At 62.3% G+C, this 16312-nt stretch carries 19 protein-coding genes; 1 reads left to right on the top strand and 18 read right to left on the bottom strand.

Features of this window, described 5'->3' with window-relative positions:
- The 14 genes from ACEOAC_RS15055 to fliF form a co-directional block, all read right to left on the bottom strand.
- On the bottom strand, positions 1–1221 hold the full coding sequence (locus tag ACEOAC_RS15055; protein ID WP_413444865.1) for an efflux RND transporter periplasmic adaptor subunit: 1221 nt from the start codon (positions 1219–1221) through the stop codon (positions 1–3).
- A gap of 136 nt (positions 1222–1357) precedes the next feature.
- Positions 1358–2161 carry a flagellar biosynthetic protein FliR gene (gene fliR, locus ACEOAC_RS15050; protein ID WP_413444864.1) on the bottom strand — a complete coding sequence of 268 codons (804 nt, stop codon included), beginning with the start codon at positions 2159–2161 and terminating at the stop codon, positions 1358–1360.
- Between the two features lie 38 nt (positions 2162–2199).
- Positions 2200–2469: a flagellar biosynthesis protein FliQ gene (fliQ, locus tag ACEOAC_RS15045; protein ID WP_006462668.1), complete on the bottom strand. Its 270-nt coding sequence runs from the start codon at positions 2467–2469 to the stop codon at positions 2200–2202.
- A 19-nt stretch (positions 2470–2488) separates the two neighbouring features.
- Positions 2489–3286 carry a flagellar type III secretion system pore protein FliP gene (gene fliP, locus ACEOAC_RS15040; protein ID WP_006462667.1) on the bottom strand — a complete coding sequence of 266 codons (798 nt, stop codon included), beginning with the start codon at positions 3284–3286 and terminating at the stop codon, positions 2489–2491.
- Positions 3270–3902, bottom strand: a complete 633-nt coding sequence (gene fliO, locus ACEOAC_RS15035) for a flagellar biosynthetic protein FliO (protein ID WP_413444863.1) — start codon at positions 3900–3902, stop codon at positions 3270–3272. Before fliO ends, fliP begins: the two co-directional genes overlap by 17 nt.
- Positions 3903–3921: 19 nt before the next feature.
- Positions 3922–4377, bottom strand: a complete 456-nt coding sequence (gene fliN, locus ACEOAC_RS15030) for a flagellar motor switch protein FliN (RefSeq protein WP_006462664.1) — start codon at positions 4375–4377, stop codon at positions 3922–3924.
- A gap of 2 nt (positions 4378–4379) precedes the next feature.
- Positions 4380–5384 carry a flagellar motor switch protein FliM gene (gene fliM, locus ACEOAC_RS15025; RefSeq protein WP_241812654.1) on the bottom strand — a complete coding sequence of 335 codons (1005 nt, stop codon included), beginning with the start codon at positions 5382–5384 and terminating at the stop codon, positions 4380–4382.
- Between the two features lie 29 nt (positions 5385–5413).
- Positions 5414–5929, bottom strand: a complete 516-nt coding sequence (gene fliL, locus ACEOAC_RS15020) for a flagellar basal body-associated protein FliL (protein WP_241812653.1) — start codon at positions 5927–5929, stop codon at positions 5414–5416.
- A gap of 126 nt (positions 5930–6055) precedes the next feature.
- Positions 6056–7348, bottom strand: a complete 1293-nt coding sequence (locus ACEOAC_RS15015; RefSeq protein ID WP_413444862.1) for a flagellar hook-length control protein FliK — start codon at positions 7346–7348, stop codon at positions 6056–6058.
- 93 nt (positions 7349–7441) lie between these two features.
- Positions 7442–7882, bottom strand: coding sequence for a flagellar export protein FliJ (gene fliJ / locus ACEOAC_RS15010; RefSeq protein WP_077237051.1), 441 nt, complete (start codon positions 7880–7882; stop codon positions 7442–7444).
- Between the two features lie 37 nt (positions 7883–7919).
- Positions 7920–9326 carry a flagellar protein export ATPase FliI gene (fliI, locus tag ACEOAC_RS15005; RefSeq protein WP_039874829.1) on the bottom strand — a complete coding sequence of 469 codons (1407 nt, stop codon included), beginning with the start codon at positions 9324–9326 and terminating at the stop codon, positions 7920–7922.
- A gap of 38 nt (positions 9327–9364) precedes the next feature.
- Positions 9365–10066 (bottom strand): flagellar assembly protein FliH, encoded by a 702-nt coding sequence (gene fliH, locus ACEOAC_RS15000; RefSeq protein WP_413444403.1) that lies wholly within the window; start codon positions 10064–10066, stop codon positions 9365–9367.
- A 62-nt stretch (positions 10067–10128) separates the two neighbouring features.
- Positions 10129–11124, bottom strand: coding sequence for a flagellar motor switch protein FliG (fliG, locus tag ACEOAC_RS14995; protein ID WP_006462657.1), 996 nt, complete (start codon positions 11122–11124; stop codon positions 10129–10131).
- Entirely contained in the window at positions 11117–12901 is a 1785-nt protein-coding gene (fliF, locus tag ACEOAC_RS14990) for a flagellar basal-body MS-ring/collar protein FliF (protein ID WP_006462656.1), read from the bottom strand. Before fliF ends, fliG begins: the two co-directional genes overlap by 8 nt.
- 249 nt (positions 12902–13150) lie before the next feature.
- Between fliF and fliE the strand changes: the two genes are divergently transcribed.
- Positions 13151–13507, top strand: a complete 357-nt coding sequence (gene fliE, locus ACEOAC_RS14985) for a flagellar hook-basal body complex protein FliE (RefSeq protein ID WP_006462655.1) — start codon at positions 13151–13153, stop codon at positions 13505–13507.
- A gap of 162 nt (positions 13508–13669) precedes the next feature.
- Here fliE and ACEOAC_RS14980 read toward each other — a convergent pair whose 3' ends face one another.
- Genes ACEOAC_RS14980 through ACEOAC_RS14965 form a run of 4 tightly spaced genes read right to left on the bottom strand, consistent with a single transcriptional unit; the run spans position 13670 to position 16309 of the window.
- On the bottom strand, positions 13670–14425 hold the full coding sequence (locus tag ACEOAC_RS14980; protein WP_006462654.1) for a flagellar brake protein: 756 nt from the start codon (positions 14423–14425) through the stop codon (positions 13670–13672).
- Positions 14426–14461: 36 nt separating this feature from the next.
- Entirely contained in the window at positions 14462–14806 is a 345-nt protein-coding gene (locus ACEOAC_RS14975) for an EscU/YscU/HrcU family type III secretion system export apparatus switch protein (RefSeq protein ID WP_077237054.1), read from the bottom strand.
- Complete coding sequence (locus tag ACEOAC_RS14970) at positions 14793–15977, bottom strand: flagellar hook-length control protein FliK (protein WP_413444404.1); 1185 nt, start codon at positions 15975–15977, stop codon at positions 14793–14795. Before ACEOAC_RS14970 ends, ACEOAC_RS14975 begins: the two co-directional genes overlap by 14 nt.
- A 2-nt stretch (positions 15978–15979) precedes the next feature.
- Positions 15980–16309 carry a flagellar protein FliT gene (locus tag ACEOAC_RS14965; RefSeq protein WP_077237056.1) on the bottom strand — a complete coding sequence of 110 codons (330 nt, stop codon included), beginning with the start codon at positions 16307–16309 and terminating at the stop codon, positions 15980–15982.
- Positions 16310–16312: the final 3 nt, after the last annotated feature.

The following is a 16312-nucleotide window of genomic DNA, read 5'->3' as shown; positions in this document are numbered from 1 at the left end:
TTACATGCGCGGCGGCGGACCGCGGCGTTCGCTGCTGTTGCTGCTGTCGGTGGCGCCGGCCACGGCGGTGCCGGTCACGACACGCTCACCGGCCTTCAGGCCCTCGGTGATCTGTACCTGGGCATTGGTGTTGATGCCGATCTTGACGCGCCGATCATGCGCCAGGCCCTGTTCATCGAGTACGCGCACGAGGTAGCTGCCCTGGGCATCCTTCTCGCCCAGTGCGGTCGAGGGTACCAGCACGGCGTTCTTGGCTTCGGACAGGACGATGTTGACCTGGGTGGTCATGGAGATGCGCAACTTGCCGTCGGGATTGGGCACGTCCAGCAAGCCGTTGTAGTAGATCGCCGTGGACGTGGCGCTGGAGCTGCTGGTGCTCAGACTGCTGGCGGAGGTCTCGTCCTGCAGGATGGAGTCCGGTGCCGGCTCGATGGCACGCAGGGTGGTGCGGTAGCGGTGATCGGGGTCGCCCAGGATGGTGAAGTAGACCGGCAGGCCCGGCTTGACGCGGACCACGTCGGCTTCGGAGATCTGCGCCTTGACGGTGACCGTATCCATGCGCGCCACCTTGATGATGGTCGGCGTGGACTGGTTGGCGTTCACGGTCTGTCCTTCCTGCGCCACGATGGCCACCACTTCGCCGTCTATGGGGGCGGTGATGCGGGTATAGCCCAGGTTGACGCGGGCATTGTCCACCTTGATGGCGCCATCCCTGATCTGCGCCTGCAGGCCGGTGATGTCGGCGCGGGTGGCATTGAGGGTGGCTTCGGCGGTCTCGAAGTTCTCGCGCGAACTGGCGTCACCGGCCAGCATCGTCTTCTGGCGCTCGTAGGCCAGTTGCGCCTGCTTCAGGGTGGCTTCCTTGGAGCGCAACTGGGCCTGCAGGTTTTGTAGCGTGAATTCGCTGCTGGCCAGGGTATTGGCCTGGGTCATGGAATCGATCTCGGCGACCAGCTGGCCCTTCTTGACGCGCTCGCCCAGCACCACCTTGAGCGATTTGATCTGGCCCGAGACCTGGGCACCCACGCTGACCTGCTTGTAGGCCTTGACGGTGCCGCTGGCCAGTACTACGTCCTGGATATCGGCCACGGTGGCAGTGGCGCTCAGGTAGGTGGGCGGTGGCGGCGGTGTGAGCATGCGATGGACGACGTAGCCGCCCACGAGCAGGACGGCGAGTGCCAGGACGATGATCTTGGGACGGCGAAGAGAGGCAATATTCATGCGAAAAATGGGCGCGCTGTAGTCAGTACCGGATAGCCGCCAGTGTGTCGCAAGGCGGACTGCCGGATCGTCAGAAGAAGTAAATGTGGAGCCATCGCGCGCTGGCGATCACCCCGCTCGAAGCAAACTTGCCTGCTCACGGTTTTGGCAATGCATTGACCGGCGGCACACTACCCAGCAGGCGCACCATCTCGATGCCATCCGAGAGAAAACGTTGCAGGGGGGTGAGCATGTAGGGCAGGGCAAAGGCGATCAGGATGAAACCGGACAGCATGGTAATCGAAAAACCGATCCCGAACAGGTTCAATTGAGGCGCGGCGCGGGTCAGGATGCCTAGCGCGAAGTTGGTGATCAGCAGGGCGATCAGCAGCGGCAGCGACAATTGCACGCCCATGCTGAACACCTTGGCGCCCCACAGGGCAAGCTGGTGGAAGCCCTCGGTGGTGATCGGCTGACCGGTGATGGGCAGGGTGTGGAAGCTTTCGGCCATCACCTGCAGCAGCAGCAGGTGGCCGTTCAAGCTCAGGAAGACCATGGTGGCCAATAGCGACAGGACCTGGCTGATGACGGCCGTGCGGCCCTGGCTCTGGGGATCGAAGAAGGCGGCAAAGGACAGGCCCATGGTGGAACTGGTCAGTTCGCCGGCCGCTTCGACGGCGGCAAACACCACGCGCATGGCAAGGCCCATGGACAGGCCGATCAGCAACTGCTGCAGCAGGATCAGGAGGCCGGTCATCGACATCGGGTCGATCGCCGGTGGCACCGGCACGTCCGGCGCCAGCACCGCGCCGATGGCGATGCCCAGCAGGACTTTCACCAGCATCGGCACGCTGGCACTGCCGAAAGGCGGTGCGATGGACAGCAGCCCGAGGATGCGGGTGGTCGGCCAGATGAACATGGCGACCCAGGTGTAGAGCTGCTGGCTGGAGAAGGTAAGCATGAATCAGGAGTTGCCGGACACGCGGTCCTGCAAGCGCGCTACTGGACCATGGCGGGAATGCCGGTGAGCATGTTGTGCATGTAGTCCATGATGATGCTCAGCATCCAGGGACCGGCGATGATCATGGCCAGAAATACGCCTACCAGCTTGGGAATGAAGGCCAGGGTCTGTTCATTGATCTGGGTGGCGGCCTGGAAGATGCTCACCAGCAGGCCGATGGCCAGTGCCGTGAGCAGCATCGGCGCGGCGATCAGGAGGGTGACTTCGATGGCCTGGCGGCCCATGGTCATGACGGTTTCGGGAGTCATTGTCGGTCCTTGCAGGCGGCTAGTAGAAACTCTGGGCCAGAGACCCGATCAACAACTGCCATCCATCCACCAGCACGAACAGCATCAGCTTGAAGGGCAACGAGACGATGGCCGGCGACATCATCATCATGCCCATCGACATCAGGATACTGGCCACCACCATGTCGATGATAAGGAAGGGGATGAAGATGGCAAAACCGATCTGGAAGGCCGTCTTCAATTCGCTGGTGACGAAGGCCGGCACCAGCAGACGCAGCGGCACGTCTTCCGGTCCCTGCAGAGCCGGGCCGCGCGAGAGCTTGACGTACAGCGCCAGGTCGGACTGGCGGGTCTGCTTGAGCATGAACTCTTTGAGCGGGGCGGCACCCTTGTCCAGGGCCTCCATCATCTGGATCCGGTTTTCCGCGAAGGGCTGGTAGGCCTCGGTGTAGATGCGGTCGAACACCGGGCTCATGACGAAGAAGGTCAGGAACAGCGACAGGCCGATCAGCACCTGGGTGGGTGGCGTCGATTGCGTGCCCAGCGCCTGGCGCAGCAGCGACAGCACGATCACGATGCGCGTGAAGCAGGTCATCATCAGCAACGCCGCCGGAATGAACGACAGCGAAGTGAGCAACAGCATGGTCTGGATCGGCAGCGAATAGTTCGTGCCACCGCCCGGCGCGGGCATGCTGTTCAATGCGGGGATGCCTTGCTGGGCCGAGGCGGCCAGCGGCAGGCAGATCAGTGCCAGCCACCAGTAGCGGCTGCGCAGCAGCGTGGCCGCGCGCGCGGCCAGGATACGGAGGAGGCCTTGCGGCTTAGCTTGTGCTGCCATCATTACCCGGGCGACTGCCGTTGCCGGCGCCGCCATTACGTTTGTCCATGGTGTGCTTGAGCCAGGTGGCGAAGGCCGGTGCACTGGCCTGGCTGCTTTGCTGTGCCGTCAGTTCCTGGCGCGGCAGGGTGGCCAGGGCGTTCACGCGTCCCGGCGCCACGCCGACCACGATCCACTGTTCGCCGACTTCGATGACCATCACGCGTTCGCGGCTCCCCACGGAGACACCACCGACTACCTTGGCGGCGGCATTGCCGCTCAGGTTCTGGCTCAGTCCGAAGCGCTTCAGGAGCCAGGCAATGCCTGCCATCACGGCCAGGACTGCCACCAGGCCGAACAGCATTGTGAAGATGCTGCCGCCGGACGAGGGCAGGGCGCTGCCGGTGACGGCAGGGATGGTCGCCGCGGGAGCAGTTGTGACAGATGCGGTTGCGACGGGAGCGGTGCTGGCCGCAGTGGCAGCGGCGGGGGCGTTATCGGCCCAGGCCTGGGCGCAGGCGACCAATGTGCCACCGATGAGAAGCCGGGCGGACACGAGGCCCACCCGGTGCTGATGCAATCTGCCCGACGAGCGTGTGGCAGGTGAGGCGGGGGATGCAGCGGAAATGCGTTTCATCAAACTCAAGCCGTCCTGCCTAGCGGTTGAGCTTGCGGATGCGTTCGGCGGGCGTGATGATGTCGGTCAGGCGGATACCGAACTTGTCGTTCACCACCACCACTTCGCCCTGGGCGATCAGGCAGCCGTTGACCAGCACGTCCATCGGTTCGCCGGCCATGCCGTCCAGTTCCACCACCGAGCCCTGTGCCAGTTGCAGCAGGTTCTTGATGGCGATCTTGGTGCGCCCCAGTTCCACGGTCAACTGCACCGGGATATCGAGGATGAAGTCGATATCGTTGGGGGTGTTGGTCTTGATGTCCTGGGCACTCAGGTCCTTGAAGACGGTGGCGGCAGCCGGTGCGGCCGTGATGCCCTTCTCGTCTTCCATCTGACCTTTTTTCTGTTCTTCTTCGGCCTGGGTCTGCTCGGCCATGGCCGCGCCCCACGGATCGTCTTCCGCCGCGCCAGCGCCTGCTACGTTCTCATCAGCCATTACTAATCTCCTTGAAAGCTTTCCGGTGTTTCTTGATGGGTGATGGACAGCAGTTTTTCCACGCGCAAGGCGTATTGACCATTGAACTGGCCATAGCTGCATTCCATCACCGGCACGCCATCGACCTGCGCCTCGACGGTCTCGTTGGTCTGCAGCGGGATCACGTCACCCACCTGCATGTTGAGCAGGTCGGTAAAGTTGACGCGGGCGGTGCCAAAATTGACGATCAGTTCGACTTCGGCGGTCTGGATCTGCTGCTTCATCAGGCGGATCCAGCGCTTGTCGACTTCCAGTGCCTCACCCTGCATGCTGCTGGTGAGGCGGTCACGCACCGGCTCGATCATCGAGTAGGGCGTGCAGATATGAATTTCGCCCGACACCGGCCCCAGTTCAACGGTGAAGGTGGTGGAAACCACCACTTCGTTGGGGGTGGCGATGTTGGCGAACTGGGTGTTCATTTCCGATCGGATGAACTCGAACTCGATCGGATAGATCGGTTCCCACGACTTGGCGTAGGTCTCGAAGGTGATCTCCAGCACGCGCATGATGATGCGTTGCTCGGTGGGCGTGAATTCGCGACCTTCGATGCGGGTATGGAAGCGGCCATCGCCACCGAACATGTTGTCCACCAGCATGAACACGAACTGCGGGTCGAACACCACCAGACCGATGCCCCGGAAGGGCTTGATGTGGACCAGGTTCAGGTTGGTCGGCACCACCAGGTTGCGGATGAATTCGCTGTACTTGGACACCTTCACCGGACCGACCGAAATCTCGGCGGTACGGTGGATGAAGTTGAACAAGCCGATGCGGAACAGCCGGGCGAAGCGCTCGTTGATGATTTCGAGCGTGGGCATACGCCCGCGCACGATGCGTTCCTGCGTGGCCAGGTTGTAGGTACGTACCGTACCAGGAGCTTCTTCGACGATCTTTTCTTCGTCTTCGTCTCCCGTCACACCCTTCAAAAGGGCATCGACTTCTTCCTGTGATAGAAAATGCTCGGCCATGGTCGAAAATCTCTGACTGCGATGCGGTGTTACTGCTGTTGGATCACGAACGAGGTGTAGAACACGTCGGTGATCTGCGGACCCTTGCCCTTGCCGGAGAACGGTTCGCCCAGTTGGTCGATGATCTCGTCGGTGAGCTTGCGCTTGCCTTCACTGGTGAGCAGTTCGGAAGCCTTCTTGCTGGACAGTACCATCAGCAGTCGGCTGCGCACCTGGGGCATGTAAAGCTTCAGGGCTTCGGCGGTCTGGCCGTCCGGCACCTGCAGGGTCATCGCCACTTGCAGATACTGGTCGCCGCTTTCCTGCTGCAGGTTGACCACGAAGGGTTCGATGACCACGAAGGTCGGTGCCTTGGCCTCGGTCTTTTCCTCGGCATGCTCCTCGCCTTTCTTGCCCTTGCCACCCATCATGAAGAAGGCGCCGGCACCACCGATGACCAGTACCAGCACGGCACCGATGATGATGAACAGCATCTTCTTGCTGGATTTGGCCGGTGCTGCGTCTGCTTCAGCGCCCTTGGCAGGTGCTTTTCCTTTTGTTGCCATCTACTAGTCCTTTCAGTTCGTCTGCGCACAATGCGAGGATATCTGCTTATCGGCAAGGAAATCCCATTGTTGAGCCCTGCGCGGACGAAATTGCATTTTTTGTAAGCGTGACCGAAGCGGCGTGCCTCAGGCGAAGGTGTCTACCAGGCCCAGGCCGCTGGTGGTGGCGGTCGTGGTGGTGGTGGCGTTGACGGCCAGTTCGCCTTCCTGATCCTTGCCGAAGCTGCCCGAGGCGGATGCAGAGCGGCCCTGCTGCTGGCCGGTGTTGCCCTGCTGCTGATTGGGCATGCCGGTATTGACGGTCGCCTGACCCAGCTGGATGCCAGCCTGGTCCATCATTTCGCGCAGCTTGGGCATGGCCGCTTCCAGCGCCTGCTTCACTTCGGGCTGGGCAGTGATGAAGGTGGCGTCAGCCTGCTGGTTGTGTACGTTCAGCACCACCTGCATGGGGCCCAGGTCGGGCGGATTCAGGCTCAGGGAGGCGCTTTGCATACCGGCGCTGACCATCCACGTGATCTTGCTGCCGACGGCCTGATCCCAGCCGGCGCTGCCGACATTGGGCTGCACCTTGTCGGTATAGCTGGCGAAGACGGCTTGCGGCTGGCTGGCGGCCAGGGTCTGCTGGATGGCAGGCACGACGATCGGGGCCGGTGTCGTTTGCGGCAGGTCCTGCTTGGCGGTCGCCACGGCTTCGGCGGTGACCTTGCCAGTCTGGGCGCGGGCAGCGGCCAAAGCACTGGCATCTTCCTTGGGCGCGGCCTTGGTGTCGGCGCTCAGGTCCAGGGCTGGCTTGTCGCTCTTGCCATTGTTGGCGCTTTCCTGGCCCAAGGGATTGGCTTCGGTTCCGCTGGCATTGCGGCTCAGGTCGCGGCCTTCCTGTTTCAGCTTGTTGGCAGCCATGGCGTCCTGCAGGCCGGCCAGGTCGATCTTGCCTTGCTTGCCGTCCGCCATCAGGGCTTGCTGGTCGGCCAGTGACAGCGTGGCGCCGCCACGCCTGGATTGGGCCAGCAGATCGGCCTCGGTGTTTTCGCTCTTGCCTTCGCCGACCGGCTTGACGGCGTTCTGGGCGATGTTGGCCACCAGCGCCAGCAGCTCGGCGGAGGCGGCAGTGGTGGTGTCGTCGCTGTCCTCGTCCTTTTCCTTGCTCTGCTCGGCAACGTTCTGCTTTGATTCGGTCTTGGTGGCTGCTGCCTGCTTGGCAGCATCAGTCTGTGCAGCCTGGTTGGTCGCGGCCGGTGGCTGCGGAGCTTGTGGCTTGGCTTGCGACTGCTGTTCCTGATTGCGCGAGTTCACCTGGCTGTTGAGCACCTGGTTGAAGGGGGCGTCGGCCGTGAAGCTGTCGGCAGGATTGCCGGAACGCGAACCGGTGGCGGCTTGCGAGCCGGTAATGACGTTCAACAGCGGCAGGGAAGTATTCATGGTGGTGGCCTGTCGGTTACTTGCTACTCGGTGCTCTGCGTGCTCTTTGCGTTGCGGTCGTCGTCGGGTATTGCTTGCCTGTCATCCGTTCGATCAGCGCTTGTAGAAGCTGATGCGTGCGGCGTGCTCATCCATGGACTTCTGGTCGCGCTTGCTTTCCTTGCGCATTTCCTTGTCCCGGGCACGCGTGGCCAGGGTGTCGTAGGACATGCGCTTGCGCTCGCAGGCCTGCCAGGCGGCACGCGCCTCGGCCACGCGTTGCTGGCTGCTGCGCACCACGTCCTGCTGGCCATCGATGGCGTTGTCGATCTTCTCCAGAAACAACTGGAAGTTGCGATAGGCCAGGGCGGTCAAGCCATTGGTCAGGGTTTCCTGGAAACGGGCCGCGTAGTCGTCGCGGTACTGCTGCAGGATGCCCAGCTTCTGCTGTGCTTCTTCACTCACGCGAATAGCCCGGCCGAGGCGTTTGGTCGCATCGTCGGTCTCTTTGGTCGCCAATTCAATCAGCGTATCAAGTGCGGAGGGAGTAGCCATGATCGCTCCGATTATATTTTTGGCCCTGCCCGCTCAATCACCCGAATAGAGCGGTAAGTTGCCTCAAGCTCTCTGATACATCGGCCTGTTCGTGGATGCCTTGCTGCAAAAAGGCTTCCATTCTTGGCAATAAGGCAATGGCTTCGTCCAGAATGGGGTCGCTGCCGGCCGCGTAGGCGCCCACGCTGATGAGGTCGCGGTTACGCTGGAAGCGTGAGTACAACTGCTTCAAGTGGCGGGAGCGGCGCTGGTGATCGGCATCGGTGATGCTGTGCATGGCACGGCTGATGGATTGCTCGATATCGATGGCCGGGTAATGGCCGGCTTCGGCCAATTGGCGGTTGAGCACGATGTGGCCGTCCAGGATGGCGCGGGCGGCGTCGGCGATGGGGTCCTGCTGGTCATCGCCTTCGGTCAGCACGGTGTAGAAGGCGGTGATGGAGCCGCCACCTTCGTCGCCATTGCCGGCGCGTTCCACCAGTGCCGGCAGCTTGGCGAACACGGAAGGTGGATAGCCCTTGGTGGCAGGCGGCTCGCCGATGGCCAGGGCGATCTCGCGCTGGGCCATGGCATAGCGGGTGAGCGAATCCATGATCAGCAGCACATCCTTGCCCTGGTCGCGGAAATACTCGGCAATCGAGGTGCAATAGGCCGCGCCCTGCAGGCGCATCAGGGGTGGGGTATCGGCGGGGGCTGCTACCACCACCGAACGTGCCAGGCCTTCCGGTCCCAGGATCTGTTCGATGAATTCCTTGACCTCACGACCACGTTCCCCGATCAGGCCGACCACGATCACGTCGGCGCTGGTGTAGCGCGCCATCATGCCCAGCAGCACGCTCTTGCCCACGCCTGAGCCGGCGAACAGGCCCATGCGCTGGCCACGGCCGACGGTCAGCATGGTGTTGATGGCGCGAATGCCGGTGTCGAGGATGTCGCGGATGGGCGCGCGTCCCAGCGGATTGGCGGCACGTACGCCCAGGGGCGCCGAGCTTTCAGTGTGCAGCGGGCCGAGGTTGTCCAGCGGGCGGCCGGCGCCATCGAGCACGCGGCCCAGCAGTTCGTCGCCGACCGGTAGGCGCCGGCTGTGTTCGTCGATGCGGCGCGGGGTAAAGCTGATGGGGCCGGTGCGCGGCGGCGGGCGTACGGGTTCGACGGGGTAGACGCGGGTGCCCGGAACGATGCCTTCGACATCACTCTGCGGCATCAGGAAGAGGCGATCGTCCTGGAATCCGACGACTTCTGCTTCGATCATGGTGCCATTGGGCAGGGGCACGTTGCAGGGGCTGCCCACTGGCAGCTTCAGTCCGACCGCTTCCATCACCAGCCCGGCGACGCGGGTGATGCGGCCGGCGGTCATGGTCGGCTCGGCCATGGACACCAGGCTGCGACAGTTGTGCAGATAGGCTTGCCACAGGCTGCTATGGGATGGCATCGGGGAGTTCATGCGGGGCTCCCGTTCAGGTCGGTATCACTTGTAAAACGTCATTCCAGCCAGTCGAGCTGCTTGGACAGCGATTCGCCCAGCCGCTTCCAGCGGGTCTCGGTGGTGGCATCGATCTGGTTGGTGCGGGTTTCGACGCGGCAGCCGCCGCGGTCCATCTGGGCATCTTCATCGATCTTCCAGCCTTGCTGGGCCAGCTCGGCACCCATGTGCTCGCGCACCAGGGCGGCGTCTCCCGGGTGCAGGGTCAGGCTGGCCGGCAGTTGCAGCACCGGCAGGGCGTGGATGGCAGCGCTGACGGTGGGCAGGACCAGCTCCGGGCGTGCGCGCAGGGCGGTCTTGAGCATGGACTTGGCCAGGTCCAGCGCCAGGTCCAGCATTTCGGGGGCCATGCGCTCGCTGCACTGGGAGACTTCGGTGCTGAAGTTGACCGCGATCTGGCGGAAATGCTGGATGACTTCGTTGATTTCCTGCTGACCTTGCTGCAGACCGGCCATGTAGCCTTCCGAGCGCCCCGCCTGCAGGCCATGCTGGCGGCCTTCGGCAAAACCTTCCTGGCGCGCTGCTTCGCGGATGGCGTCGAGCTGTTCGGCCGTCAGTTGCGGCACCGGCGGCGGTTCTTCGAGGAATTCTTCCTCTACCGGCAGCGGTTCGGGCTCCGGTTCGGGTTCGTCGTGGAAGGACGCCAGCTCCCAGCGCTGGTAAGGCGTCATCTCTTCCTTGGGAATGATCTTTGCACGCATGGCTTCTTTGACTCCTCAGGCCGGCATGCCGACAGCAAACTGCACGATGGGCATCAAGCGCATCAGATGAACGCGTCCTCGCCCTTGGCGCCCAGGACGATCTGGCCTTCGTCGGCCAGGCGACGCACGATCTGCAGGATGGCCTTTTGCTGAGCATCCACTTCGGACAGGCGTACCGGTCCCTTGGATTCCAGGTCTTCCTTCATCATCTCGGCCGCACGTTGCGACATGTTGGCGAAGATCTTGTCGCGCAGGCCTTGCGAGGCACCCTTCAGGGCCACGATCAGCGACTCGGACTGGACTTCGCGCAGCAGCAGCTGGATGCCGCGGCCGTCGATGTCGATGATGTTCTCGAAGACGAACATTTCGTCCATGATCTTCTGCGCCATGTCCTCGTCGTAGGAGCGCAGGTTGTTCATCACCGAGGTCTCGTTCTCGCCGGACATGAAGTTGAGGATCTCGGCCGCGGTACGGATACCGCCCATCTGTTGCTTCTTCAGGCTTTCGTTGCCGGTCAGCAGCTTGGTCAGCACATCATTGAGTTCGCGCAACGCAGCCGGCTGCACGCCGTCCAGGGTTGCAATACGAAGGATGACATCGTTGCGCAAACGTTCCGTGAAATTGTTGATGATGCCGCAGGCATGGTCGCGCTCCAGGTGAACCAGGATGGTGGCGATGATCTGCGGGTGCTCGTTGCGGATGAGTTCGGCGACCGACTGGGCGTCCATCCACTTGAGGCTTTCGATACCGGATGCGTCGCGGCCACCCAGGATGCGGTTGAGCAGGGAGGTGGCCTTGTCGTCGCCCAGGGCCTTGGTCAGGACGCTACGGATGTACTCGTCCGAATCCAGACCCAGCGAAGAGGCCTGGCCGGTCTCGGCCACGAAGGCTTCCAGCACTTCATTGATTTCCTCGAAGCTGACATTGCGCAGGGCCGACATGGCCGCGCCCAGTTTCTGGACCTCTTTCGGGCCCAGGTACTTCATGACTTCGGCGGCTTCATCCTCGCCCAGGGCGAGCATGAGGATGGCACCTTTCTGAACGCCGTCGTTACTCATTGTTCACCCATGACTTGATGATGCTTGCCACCAGCTTCGGATCGTTCTTGGCCCACTGCTTGGCGGTTTCGAGGTTGGCCTTGTAGGCGGCGCGTTCGTCGACCTCGGGTTCGCCCGAGAGATTGACGATGGCATCCGGATCGTCCGGATCGAAGCCGGCGGCCACGGCGGCAGCAGCGGCGGCGGCTTCGGCCTCGGCCTTTTCCTTGGCCAGGCGTTCGCGCTCTTCGCGGCCGGAGAGCTTCCAGACGATGGGGCGCAGTACGCGGAAGTAGAGGAACAGCAGGACTGCGGCCACCAGCACGTACTTGCCGATTTCCTTGGCCAGCTCGATCATGCCCGGCTGCTTCCAGAGCGGCACTTCCGGTTCCATGTCGGTGCTGAACTGGGTGTTGACCACGTTGAGCGAGTCGCCGCGATCCTTGTTGTAGCCCATGGCTTCACGGACCAGGTCGGTGATCTGGTTGCGTTCGGCTTCGGTCAGCGGACGCATCACGATCTTGCCGGTGTTGTCCATGGTGCGCTTGTAGTTCACCACCACGGCCACCGTCAGGCGACGCACGCCACCCATGGGTTGCTGGGTGTAGCGCACGGTCTTGTCGACCTCGTAGTTGATGGTCTCGTCCTTGCGCGAATTGCCGCTGGCCGTGGGGGTGGGCGCTGCGCCATTGGGCGTGGCGGCGGTACCGTTCTGGTTGGCAGCACCATTGGCAACCGCCGGATTGACGATAGGCGCGGTGGCCGGGGCCGGCGGCTGGTTGGTGAGTGCGCCGGGGACGCCGGAGGTGCCGGAGGTCGCGCTATTGGCTTCGCTGCTCTGTTTGCTGCGAACGGCGGCGGTATCCTTGGTCTGGTTGGGCTTGTAGGCTTCGGAAGCCTGTTCGGTGCGGGAGAAGTCGACATCGGCGGTCGCTTCGGCACGCACGTTGCCATTGCCGACGATGGGCGCGATGATCGACTCGACGCGCTTGACGATGTCCTGCTGCAGGTCCTGGACATACTTCAGCTGCGTCGGGTCCAGGGTATTGGTCTGCGTTTGCTTGGTGGTGTCGGAGAGCAGGTTGCCGTTCTGGTCGACGATGGTGACCGACTTGGGAGACAGTTCGGGGACGCTGCTGGCCACCAGGTGGACGATGGCGCTGACCTGTTGCTGGTCGAGGTAGCGGCCGGGATAGAGGCTCAAGACGACCGAAGCGGTGGGTTTCTGCTGGTCGCGCACGAAGACTGAGGCCTTGGGCAAGGCCAGGTGCACGCGGGCGGTCTGTACCGAAGAGAGGGATTGCACTGAGCGCGCCAGCTCACCTTCGAGGGCGCGCTGGAAGTTGACCTGTTCCAGGAACTGGGAGATGCCCAGCTTCTGGTTTTCCATCAGTTCGAAGCCGACATTGCCGCCCTTGGGCAGGCCTTGCGCGGCCAGCTTCAGGCGGGCGTCATGCACCATGTTCTCGGGCACCAGAATGGCCGTGCCGCCCTCGGAATACTTGTAGGGCACGTTCATCTGCTGCAGCGAGGCCACGATGGCGCCGCCGTCGCGGTCATTGAAGTTGGAGAACAGGACGCGATACTCGACCTTCTGGCTCCACAGCCAGATACCGGCCATCAGTGCCAAGGTGGCAGCTGCGGCGATGATGAGCAGGATGCGTTTGCCTTGCGGCGAGCGGGCATAGCCAACCATGCCACCCTGGGCGGGTTGCCCCTGGGGCATGCCCTCAGCGTTGCTGATGTCGCCCGTGGTATTGGTTTCGCCGGTCATCGTGCCGTCGGCTGCTACCGCCATGATTTCCCCTCTGGCGTCCCCGCGATTGCCAGCTTGATAAAGACTTTATTCACTGCCTACCTTTGTGAGGTTTTTTGCTCAGTGTGGATTGTCCGTTGGAAGCGGGAATTTGATCGCCCGAACAGAATGGCAAATTCCCCGCTTATTAGTGCGATTTGTCAATGCAGCAGTGTTAAGGTGCTGCTGTAGATGGCAGGGGTGCGTGCTGCGCTCCCGTAAGGCCTGCAAGATGAACTCAAGGGGTGGGAAATGGCAATCGAAAGCGTGATTGATACCAGCAAGATCGAGGCGATGGTGGCCCAGTTGAAGGCCGCCGCGGCGCGGGCGCAGGGTGTGACCGACCCGGTCCAGAGCAGCCTGAAGGCGGAAAAGCCGGCGCAGCGCGTCGATTTCGCCGATGTGCTCAAGGGCGCGATCGATCAGGTCAACAGCTCCCAGCAGACGGCGGCCAAGATGTCGCAAGCCTTCGCAATGGGCGATGATAGTGTGAACCTTTCGGACGTGATGATTGCTTCACAGAAGGCAAGCATTTCTTTCCAGACAAGTATTCAGGTGCGCAACAAGCTGGTCTCGGCCTACCGCGACATCATGACCATGCAGTTGTGATCGATTCGCGCTGATGGTGCCACGGCGCAGCGACTACCGCACCGTGGCAATACGGTCTGCATGCAAAAACACCCCGAAACCGGTCGATCCGGTCTCGGGGTGTTTTGTTTTGTGCGGGGATGGCTGTTGGGAGCGGGGTTGCAGGGCAGCCCCTGTCCGGCCTTACATCATGCCGGATGCCTTGGCGTTCTGTTCCCGTTCCAGCTTGGTGATGAAGCGCTGGATCGCCGCCAGTACCGTGCGGGGAATGTCCACGAACTGGCAGCCGAAGCGGTTGACCACCTTGCCGTTGGTCATTTTGAATTCCTTGCAGTCGCGCACCTGCAGCTTTACGGAGACCAGGGTGTTGTCGCCCAGTTCCAGCTGGCAATCTTCGTAGATCACGCCCGGTGTGGCGGGGAGGATCTTCTTTTCGTCGGTGATGCCCACGCCACCCGCGCTGATGTTGTTGAGCAGGGTGATCACCGTGGCGAAGGAGCCATCGGCCTGGGTGATGCGGAAGGTGCAGCGCAGCGGCTTGGCGATCGGCGTCGGGATACGGAAATACTCGCGACGTTGCAGGCGAACCAGGCTTTCCGGGATGTCGACCTTGAGGGCAGGGCGATTCTGGTATTCGATCTGGGTGGCGCCGTCGACGGCGAAGGTGATGCGGATGCTGTTGTACAGGGCTTCGAAATTGATGCGCTTGCTGGAAACGATGCTCTCATTGAGCATGGCGCTGGGCGCGGCATCGATGATCAGAGAATCATCATCGGCATCGACTTCGAGGATGGAGGTGATCACGGACTCGGAGCCACCCTTGATCAGCAGGCTCAGGAGCTGGTTCTTTTCCATCATGCTGGTCAGCAGGGCGATGATTTCCCGCCGTGAATGAACCCGGTAGGGACTGTCGTCGTCGATCTCGTCGTGATTAGCCATCTATCTGTGCGTCTTTTGCGTCTTGTGCGTCTGAAATCAGCGAGTGGGCTCGCTTTCCCCGGGGAAATTATTGGAATAATTTAACCCAGTATCATACATCACAGACTCACTTAATTGCATATTTTCAATACGATATAGCCACGCAAGCAGTTCGGCCACGGTGCGGTAGAGGACGGGGGGGATTTGCTGGTCGAGTTCGACCTGCATCAGCAGGGAAACCAGTTCCTTCGATTCGTGCACGTAGACGCCACTTTCCTTGGCCCGCGCGATGATGGCTTCGGCCACCAGGCCACGGCCCTTGGCCACGACCTGGGGCGCCCCCTGGCTGGCATTGTAGGCCAGCGCGACGGCGTTTTGCAGCGGGATATTAGGTTTCTCCATCGGCTTGCTTGACGGTGAGGGAGTCGAGGGAGGTGCCTGCCGCTGCCATGGCATTGGCAAACAGGCCGCTATGACCACGCAGGGCGGCTGCGGCGGCTTCGTTGTCGGCCTTGACCTGTACGTGGATCTGCTGTCCGATCAAGCGGATTGAGGCGGAAACGCTGCCCAGCTGGGCGAAGTTGAAGCGCACGACGCTGTGCCAGGTCGGGGGCGAGGCGTCGTCGTCGCGTCCGCCGGAGGCGGACTGGTCATGTTCCTGGCCGATTTCCCATTCCATCTGCTGCCCCGGCCAGACTTGCCCGTGCCAGACGACCCGTTGCTGTTCCAGGGCGTTGAGTTGTAGGTTGATCAACTGTCCGAGCTGGTTCTGTGCCGGATCACTCTGGCTCAGCAGGTTGATGTCGCCGCCTTTCTGGGCGGCCACCTGGGCCTGCGGTTCTTTCATCAGTTCCTCGGCGGGACGTTGGCCTGCGGCCCACGCCGAAACATGGGACTCGTAGAAAACTCCGCTGTAGGCGATGGCGTCCTTGAGGGCGCCTGCCATCTGTTCGGTGGGAACATTGGGCTTGGCCAGCAGCGGGGCAGGCGCACTGACGTGATCGGCCATGTCGCCTTGCTGGGAGGCCTGCAGCAGGCTGCCGATGAGACGACCGGCGTTGCTGAGCGTGGTGGTGGTGCTGGAGGGGGCGCCCGAATCGCCCTGGCCTGGGCCCTTGGCGCGGGCATCTGCGGGGACTTCCTCGTTCTGCCCGATCTGGCCGGCGCCACTCTCGTCACGGGTGACGAACTGCAAGGACTTCAGGTCCTTCTGCATGGCGCGGCCGGCATTGCTCAGCGCTACCGAGGCACTGTCTTCGTCGGTGCGGATACTGCCTTCGTTGACCGAAAACGTGGGGCGAGGGTCCTTGGAGACCAGGGTGAGGATCAGCGAGTCGCCGACCTTGGCGTTGTTGGGCAACACCATGCGCGCAGCCGTATTGGCAATGCGCACCAGGAAAGTGCCGTCGCTGAAGTTCGAGAGAATGCGGCCGGACATCTGCTGGCCGATGGCAATCTGCGCCAGGCGGCTGAAAGCCTCCTGGCGGGTATCGGCAACCGAGACGACGGCGGTGGCCGCGTCAACTGCATGGACAGGCTGGACGGCGCTGGCGATATCGGCCCGCGGCAGCATGTTCAACTACCCATGCCGTAGGTATTGAGCAGCTTCTGTTCGGTCTGGTTGCTTTGGATGAGCGCCGACAGTTTGCGCAATCCCGGTTCGGTCAGGTTGCGGATGTGGCGATCGTCTTCGAGGATCTTCTTGATGATATCGACCTTACGGTTGCGCAAGGCTTCAGGCAGGGCAACATGGTCCTCGCAATTGCGCAGGTTGGCGATGTGCTTGCCGCACTGCGCTTCCAGCCCGGCCAGCAGGTCCCAGTCTGCTGCCCGCGCGGCAGCCAGCATTTCGTCAGTCAATTGCGAAATCGACTCGTAAATGGCGATGACTTCGTCACCGTTCATATC

Origin of the sequence: Herbaspirillum frisingense, assembly GCF_047325095.1 — a bacterium.
GTDB classification, from domain to species: domain Bacteria; phylum Pseudomonadota; class Gammaproteobacteria; order Burkholderiales; family Burkholderiaceae_D; genus Herbaspirillum; species Herbaspirillum frisingense.
This window is presented reverse-complemented; position numbering and strand designations above follow the sequence as displayed.

Bases quoted from the DNA above. Each gene is read 5' to 3' on its own strand.
- fliR (WP_413444864.1), bottom strand. From the start codon at position 2,161: ATGCTTACCTTCTCCAGCCAGCAGCTCTACACCTGGGTCGCCATGTTC.
- fliH (WP_413444403.1), bottom strand. From the start codon at position 10,066: ATGCGTGCAAAGATCATTCCCAAGGAAGAGATGACGCCTTACCAGCGC.
- ACEOAC_RS15055 (WP_413444865.1), bottom strand. From the start codon at position 1,221: ATGAATATTGCCTCTCTTCGCCGTCCCAAGATCATCGTCCTGGCACTC.
- fliE (WP_006462655.1), top strand. From the start codon at position 13,151: ATGGCAATCGAAAGCGTGATTGATACCAGCAAGATCGAGGCGATGGTG.
- fliF (WP_006462656.1), bottom strand. From the start codon at position 12,901: ATGGCGGTAGCAGCCGACGGCACGATGACCGGCGAAACCAATACCACG.
- fliN (WP_006462664.1), bottom strand. From the start codon at position 4,377: ATGGCTGATGAGAACGTAGCAGGCGCTGGCGCGGCGGAAGACGATCCG.
- ACEOAC_RS15015 (WP_413444862.1), bottom strand. From the start codon at position 7,348: ATGAATACTTCCCTGCCGCTGTTGAACGTCATTACCGGCTCGCAAGCC.
- ACEOAC_RS14970 (WP_413444404.1), bottom strand. From the start codon at position 15,977: ATGCTGCCGCGGGCCGATATCGCCAGCGCCGTCCAGCCTGTCCATGCA.
- ACEOAC_RS14975 (WP_077237054.1), bottom strand. From the start codon at position 14,806: ATGGAGAAACCTAATATCCCGCTGCAAAACGCCGTCGCGCTGGCCTAC.
- fliG (WP_006462657.1), bottom strand. From the start codon at position 11,124: ATGAGTAACGACGGCGTTCAGAAAGGTGCCATCCTCATGCTCGCCCTG.
- ACEOAC_RS14980 (WP_006462654.1), bottom strand. From the start codon at position 14,425: ATGGCTAATCACGACGAGATCGACGACGACAGTCCCTACCGGGTTCAT.
- ACEOAC_RS14965 (WP_077237056.1), bottom strand. From the start codon at position 16,309: ATGAACGGTGACGAAGTCATCGCCATTTACGAGTCGATTTCGCAATTG.
- fliQ (WP_006462668.1), bottom strand. From the start codon at position 2,469: ATGACTCCCGAAACCGTCATGACCATGGGCCGCCAGGCCATCGAAGTC.
- fliP (WP_006462667.1), bottom strand. From the start codon at position 3,286: ATGGCAGCACAAGCTAAGCCGCAAGGCCTCCTCCGTATCCTGGCCGCG.
- fliM (WP_241812654.1), bottom strand. From the start codon at position 5,384: ATGGCCGAGCATTTTCTATCACAGGAAGAAGTCGATGCCCTTTTGAAG.
- fliL (WP_241812653.1), bottom strand. From the start codon at position 5,929: ATGGCAACAAAAGGAAAAGCACCTGCCAAGGGCGCTGAAGCAGACGCA.
- fliI (WP_039874829.1), bottom strand. From the start codon at position 9,326: ATGAACTCCCCGATGCCATCCCATAGCAGCCTGTGGCAAGCCTATCTG.
- fliJ (WP_077237051.1), bottom strand. From the start codon at position 7,882: ATGGCTACTCCCTCCGCACTTGATACGCTGATTGAATTGGCGACCAAA.
- fliO (WP_413444863.1), bottom strand. From the start codon at position 3,902: ATGAAACGCATTTCCGCTGCATCCCCCGCCTCACCTGCCACACGCTCG.